The sequence below is a fragment of the Corynebacterium sp. KPL4015 genome (assembly GCF_040225725.1).
Classification (GTDB): domain Bacteria; phylum Actinomycetota; class Actinomycetes; order Mycobacteriales; family Mycobacteriaceae; genus Corynebacterium; species Corynebacterium rhinophilum.
The window spans coordinates 1-6,075 of sequence record NZ_JBEHGF010000045.1 but is presented as its reverse complement, the minus strand read 5'-3'; the positions used below and the strand labels follow the sequence as shown (position 1 = coordinate 6,075).

The window sequence follows — 6,075 nt, the reverse complement described above, 5'->3', positions numbered from 1 at the left end:
CTACGGTGGTCGCCAGCCTCATTCATAAGGGGCCCACCGTCAGTTACAGATACACCACACTAGTGGACGCAACCCTCAAGAAGTCGTGACTCGCGATGGTGAGTCGAAAACCTCGCAGGTTTTCCTTGGTCAGGCATGGAAAATAGGCGTCAAGTATGTGTTAAGCGAGAAGAAGACGACGCGGAACGATGTGACCATCGTGGACAGGGAGACTCGCGATGGTTCGGTGACCGTGTGGTCTCAAGTAAAACCGCTGGTCAGTGAGGGTGACGTCGTGACTTTCGAAAACGTGATGACCGGCGCTTTTGCACCTCAGGACGGAAATGCCGTCCAGTTCGTTCAAGCAACTAACGTTAAGGAGGCCTAAAAATGCTCCACGCCATCAAAAGCACAGCTGGAGACTACGGAATGTTCGTCGGCGGTTCGGAAGAGTTCAGGAAGTCGCAGGTTGAATCGACTTTTCGTGCTCTGACTTCGCCCTGGAAGTGCGCTTCGTTCATGCGGGAAGTAATCGAGGCTGAAGGCCCGGAGAATTGCGGGTTTACCAGCATGGACGAGGCGACTGATGCTCTAGAGGAGCTTGTGAATGCAGCTGCCGTTGAACGTCGATGAGTTACAGCAGGCTGTCATCTTCTGGTCGATTCGGATAGCCCTGGCCGTTGTCGTTGCCGGCATTGTTTGGCTTGCTCTTGTCAAGCTTTTCCGACGGCGGTGGTTCCGCACTCGCGCGGCGCGCGAGTTGTCGACCAGGAGAAAACAGGTTGAGGAAAAGTTTGAGATGAAGATAAACCGAGTAAGCCGAGACGGCATGGTTCCTATCGCCCCGGGGGATACATCGAAGTGGACTCGTGAGGGGCTGTCGGCGGAGTTGGGCAACCTTCTAAAGACTCCGGTCAAAGTGCTGGTGAAGAGAGGGAAGGTTCAAGTCGTTGACCTGGTGGACTTGCCTTCGACAGTTCGGGGCGTTCCTCGGTACGAGGAAGGCCGGGTCATTCTAGGCCTGTCCGAAGACGGCGAGACCGGCGTTGATCTGAGGGAGCAGTCAGGGGCTGTCGTCGGTGCAATGCCCGGTTACGGGAAGTCCATTCTTTTGCAGCACCTGGTGAGAGCGCTAAGCAGCGCGGGCGCGACCGTGAAGACGTTCGACGGCAAGCGAGAGAAGGCAGAAGACTTCTTACCGGTTTTGAAGAGCATGCAGAAAGTAATGAACAAGCGGCTTTCGTCTGAGTTGGATTTTTGGCGAGATCCTCAGGGGAAAAAGCTGCTCGTCGCTGTTGTTGACGAATGTCAGTTAGTGTTTTCTGCTGCGTCGTCGTCAAAAGACGATAAGAAGTCTGCCGACGATTGTACACGACTTGTAAGAGATTTGGTGCAACGTGGCAGGTCAGCCGGGGTGTTTGTTGTCCTGGCAACCCAGAGAATGACCGCCGACGTGCTGCCAACTGCGATTCGCGACCTCTGCGGTGTGAAGCTTTGCGGACATGTCACCCGCCCGGAAGACGCTGAGCTGGTACTGGGACGCAGACCTGAGGACGGTGAACCGTCTCCGGTGGAAGTTGGCCGTGGTCGGTTTGTCTGCGCTGGTGAGGGCGGGAATCTCGTCGAAATGCAGGTGTTCGCTCCCTAGTTGTATGTCCCCCCAATCCAAGGCCGAGCGTGAGTGACCGCGCGGAGGCCGGTAAGGCCGACGCGGAGCGACCTCCCAGCGGGAGGAGCGCGAAGCCGAGGGAGGCCGAGAGGCCGGAGCAGAGGGAGCGGTAAGTGAGTGCCGCCGTGATTGGGGGGGATGCGGCCCGGTGCTCACAGGGACGGGGCCGCGCACCTTGTTTTAAGCGATTTTTCAGGGCAAGGCGGTCGCAGGCGCGACCGTCGCGGCAGCCCAGTGCCGGGGTTAGTGTTACCCGGCACCTCTGTAGCATGTATCACCCCAGCTCAGAAAGGATATTCAGGTGAAGCAATGCGTAGCAGAAAATGTAGCAAGACTACGCAGTCACGGTCATGGATGGCCACAGTATCAGCAGAGAAGATGAGCCGAAAGGAGATAGAAGAAGCTCTTGCACAGTACTCCTATCTAGGGCAGCTAGAAGAAGGCGAAGAAGACGGATACCGCCCCTGGCAGCTACTCATTGATGGCAACACCTCGCCGATCAGGTTTTCCACGCTTAAAAATAAACTACCCACGGGGCATCTAGAACCCCGCCGCGGTCCCATACAGCAGGCCATCGAGTACGTCACCAAAGAGACAACTCGTGTCACTGGAGAGCCAAGGCTAGAACACGGCATAATTAGACACAATGACGAAAAAGGGCGTCGCAAAGACGTCGAGATAGTTCGTGAAGCAGTCCTTGAAAAAGAGCTTTCCGCGGACCAAATATTTCTTCAAGTTCCAGAAGCTGCTCGTATGACTTCGTTCGTTGAAAGGCTCGTTGCTGCCCGAGAGCGCGCACAGAACTCAGAACCTCGAGAAATTGAGGTTCTGTGGCTGTATGGTCCGCCTGGCACCGGGAAAACATCACTAGCGGTGGATATAGGTGGCGACGATTTCTATCGAGTCACTGACTACTCCCATCCGTTTGATTCTTATGCAGGGGAAAAGACTCTGATTCTCGACGAATTCGATGGCTCGATGCCATTAAGCCTTGTACTCAATATCCTCGATGTGTGGCCTATGAGTCTTCCGGCTCGCTACGCGAACAAGGCTGCTGCGTACACGCACGTTGTGATGGTTTCTAATGAATCTCCGCGGGGCTACTATTTATGGGAGCCAGCATCGCGGCGACAAGCGCTTGCCCGGCGGATTGACACAATCATCCATATAGATTCCTATGGCGCTCACGACGAAACTCGCTTACGGGACAAATTCTTTGACTAACAAAACAACCTCATAGGGAGGGACTTCAGGCGGGTAGATTTTAGGACATGAAACTATATTCATTCATATACATATGAAGAACTATCCAACAATAATGTGACATTCTCCTGCAGTCCCTACAGTTCCGTGGGCATCGATTTGAATGCGTTCCAAGTCTCCGTTGTAAATACTTGCACCAGTTTGCACGCTGGTAGTGGTACCGGAATAGCGTGGCAAGGACGTCGCGCTTGCGCGACGTCCGCGGCAGCAATTAAACATTCCACTAGCAATCTCTGTCGAGGCCTGAAATCTAAACTTCGACTCGTTTGACTACACCCCAGACGACGAGGGCCGAAACTTTAAAAAGTTTCGGCCCTCGTCGCAACATCTGAGCATTACCATCCTGGTAAATTAGGTGCTTTTATTTCGTCGATGGTCCCCAGAGATTCTCTCTTTCTCGGAAGTCCTTTGCTTTTCTTTTGACCCACATTACAGTCAGCAGTCCAGAGACTAGGGTTCCGATAAGCCAAGGAATCGCGTCATCAAAATTTAGCGTGTGTCCTCGGCCCATTGAAAAAAAGAAAGCGAAGATAACGGCAACAAGTGCAAAGAAAATAATGCTGGTGCCAATCAGGCGAACAAGATACTTTTTTCTAGAAACCATTACTGTTGAAAGGCACACAATCCTGCGGAAGCGGCCAAGGCGGCTGCGATCGTCGCTGGACCACCGATGGCCTTTCCAGCACCGTTTACGAATGCAGGGCCAAGAGCTCGTACGATGGTGGAAGCGGTCAGCTTCCAATTGAAGGCTTTAATACCAGTTACGATGGCTGACCACGTGCCGCTAGTGAAAGCCGTGGCTGGAATTCCTAGCGCACTCCATAATACGCACTTTGCGTATGAATTTGCATCGTAAGTTTGTACCATAACTGGGGTTTTTGAACCTGCCTGAGGATGTCCAGGGTTGGGACTGTTGAAGGCTCGGGCCACTGCATGAAAGTCGCCCATGCTGTCTGCGTAACCATCTCTTATTACGGCTTGTTCATTGACGGTGAAGACACCATCTTTTTGGGGAATATATTCCGTAAACAGTACTTCTAGGTCATCAGCCAGTTGTGCTTCCTGTGCAGAAGTCGGTTCTGAATTTACTTCGGCAGCGGTAAAATCGGGGGAATTTGTCTCGGCTGCTGTAGCGTATGCATTTCCTCCAACCATGCTAAGTGCCACGCAGGCTATCATGGCGCGTTTGGTGCAGGTTCTTTTCAGCCATGAGTGAGAAGTATGCATTTCGAATCTCCTATGGGCGGTGATTAGGCATAGAGTACCTGAGTGTTGAGCTAGGGGGCTTTTGCTCCTGCTCACTTTAAGTATATGTAATAAGGAAGAGGTTCTCCATGGTAAAAAGTCGCCTCTTCCGTGTCGAGGCCGAACTTATGCAATCATTGTTTGTGGTAGGAGCGAAAGGCCTTCTGATTATGGTTCAAGGACCTCACCGTTCAGACCGAGTGGTATCTATACGGATGTCAGAAGGCATCATCGAGCGCCTAGATGCTCTATGTGCCCGTACTGGTCGCAGTCGTGGCTTCTAACTCAAGATGGCAGTTACTGCGATGCTGTCCCAGTTGGAGGGATACCACTGGGGACACATCGCAGCGGACTTCGAAGACAAGAGCATTGAAAACGAGTTTTGCCGCATCAAGCTCGCAGGTCTGTCTGTAGAACATGACGATAAAAAGAAGCAAAAGACTCATCTGCCAGCACTTTTAGTATTTACAGTAAACTATACAACTGTAGACCTGTATAGATGTAAAACAGTATTTACTGAAATCTGTAAACTAATAGACGTAATGACGTATCCACCTAGGAGAAGCCATGATTATTACTGCCATTAACGCCAAGGGTGGCGTTGGCAAGACCACTACAACGATGTTTCTCGCTACGGTTTTCGCCCACCGAGGAAAGACCGTGACTGTCACAGACTTAGACCGGCAGGGTTCAGCTCTGGAATGGTCTGAACGCGCGGAAGATGGAGGCGACCCTTTACCGTTTGGGGTTGAATTGTCTATTCCCAAGCGTGTTGATAGGCAGGCGGCACTCGTCGGGGACGATGAGTTCATGTTTATTGATGTGCCACCAGGAGACGAGAACGCTATCGAAGCAGCAATCGCTGTCAGTGATTTCATCATTCTTCCGACCCGTTCTGCTGCAGCTGACCTTTCTCGTGTGTGGGAACTGCGCGACGCAGTTAGCGGAACACCGCATGCAGTCCTGCTGACGTTCGCTAGGAAGGGCACCAGTGCTCTTGATGCTGCACGAGAAGCACTTGATACAGAACAAATGCCCCACTTTAAAACCGAAATCCCGCTACGCGAGGACATGCACCTAGCCTTCGGCTACTGCCCAGGCCCAGAAATGCACGGCTATGAACAAGCCGCAGACGAACTCATGGAGATGATGAAATGAGCACCAGCAAAGAACGCGCCAGGGCCCAGCAAGGCCCGCGAACCTCCTCAAAGAAATCCGCAAGGCCGGCCCCGACCGCGGAGAAGAAAACAGTACGAGGTGCATTCCATCAACCCACCGGCCGCGACTACGTCAAGAAGATGACCGTCGAAATTGACCGCGAACTTCACGCAGAACTCAAAGTCATCGCCGCGCAAAAAGGCATGACCATTCGCGAGATTGTCAGCAACTACCTCGAAGAATACGTCCGCAACAACAAATAAGGTTTTACAGGAATACAGCTTTACCGCACCTGTATTCCTGTAAACCCAGCAGGTGTAGATAAACCATCCCCACCGTCGTGAGGGTAAGTATGCGCAGGAGAAAACGGGGAGGTAGATCTTGAGTGAGGTGAACCTACCTTTAAAAAGTGCTATGAGATCTGGTGGTGGGGGGAAATATTTCTTGTCTGCGCTTAAGCAAGGTGGATAACTTTTCCTATTTGAAAGGTAGAACGTTAGATAAACCCAACTATGATAAAAGGCCCTGCTACTAAGGTTGCATCATTTTTCTACTGAGTGAGCGGAACCTTTAGAGGTACTTCTACAACAGAAAAGAGTGCTCATACGAGGTATGAGCACTTCATTAAGACACGTCTTCCAGTGCCCAGGACCTGACCCCCATTTGGTGGACACCTGATATCCAGCGGTCAAGTCCGTTTGAGTGGTGTTTCTACCTTTCGATAGAGCATGCAGTGTGATGGTGTCAGGGGCCAGCACGTG

8 protein-coding genes are annotated in these 6,075 nt (G+C 52.1%); 7 read left to right on the top strand and 1 reads right to left on the bottom strand.

Annotation, left to right across the window (positions count from 1 at the left end):
* Positions 1 to 85: 85 nt before the first annotated feature.
* The 4 genes from ABRP64_RS11415 (at position 86) to ABRP64_RS11400 (ending at position 2,872) form a co-directional block, all read left to right on the top strand.
* Positions 86 to 367 carry a hypothetical protein gene (locus ABRP64_RS11415; protein WP_349866513.1) on the top strand — a complete coding sequence of 94 codons (282 nt, stop codon included), beginning with the start codon at positions 86 to 88 and terminating at the stop codon, positions 365 to 367.
* A gap of 2 nt (positions 368 to 369) precedes the next feature.
* On the top strand, positions 370 to 612 hold the full coding sequence (locus tag ABRP64_RS11410; RefSeq protein ID WP_284771337.1) for a hypothetical protein: 243 nt from the start codon (positions 370 to 372) through the stop codon (positions 610 to 612).
* The gene (locus tag ABRP64_RS11405) at positions 587 to 1,627 is read left to right on the top strand and encodes an ATP-binding protein (RefSeq protein ID WP_284771336.1); all 1,041 of its coding nucleotides are present in this window, start codon (positions 587 to 589) and stop codon (positions 1,625 to 1,627) included. The genes ABRP64_RS11410 and ABRP64_RS11405 overlap by 26 nt, the downstream gene beginning before the upstream one ends.
* A 399-nt stretch (positions 1,628 to 2,026) precedes the next feature.
* The gene (locus ABRP64_RS11400) at positions 2,027 to 2,872 is read left to right on the top strand and encodes a P-loop NTPase and SpoVK domain-containing protein (protein WP_284796921.1); all 846 of its coding nucleotides are present in this window, start codon (positions 2,027 to 2,029) and stop codon (positions 2,870 to 2,872) included.
* A gap of 642 nt (positions 2,873 to 3,514) precedes the next feature.
* Here the strand turns inward: ABRP64_RS11400 and ABRP64_RS11395 are convergent.
* Positions 3,515 to 4,138: a hypothetical protein gene (locus ABRP64_RS11395; RefSeq protein WP_349866511.1), complete on the bottom strand. Its 624-nt coding sequence runs from the start codon at positions 4,136 to 4,138 to the stop codon at positions 3,515 to 3,517.
* Positions 4,139 to 4,245: 107 nt separating this feature from the next.
* Between ABRP64_RS11395 and ABRP64_RS11390 the strand changes: the two genes are divergently transcribed.
* From ABRP64_RS11390 to ABRP64_RS11380, 3 genes are all read left to right on the top strand, one after another.
* On the top strand, positions 4,246 to 4,440 hold the full coding sequence (locus tag ABRP64_RS11390; protein ID WP_200450231.1) for a ribbon-helix-helix protein, CopG family: 195 nt from the start codon (positions 4,246 to 4,248) through the stop codon (positions 4,438 to 4,440).
* A 283-nt stretch (positions 4,441 to 4,723) separates the two neighbouring features.
* Positions 4,724 to 5,314 (top strand): AAA family ATPase, encoded by a 591-nt coding sequence (locus ABRP64_RS11385; protein WP_284783792.1) that lies wholly within the window; start codon positions 4,724 to 4,726, stop codon positions 5,312 to 5,314.
* Positions 5,311 to 5,577: a hypothetical protein gene (locus ABRP64_RS11380; protein WP_284783794.1), complete on the top strand. Its 267-nt coding sequence runs from the start codon at positions 5,311 to 5,313 to the stop codon at positions 5,575 to 5,577. The genes ABRP64_RS11385 and ABRP64_RS11380 overlap by 4 nt, the downstream gene beginning before the upstream one ends.
* The last annotated feature ends 498 nt before the right edge of the window (positions 5,578 to 6,075 follow it).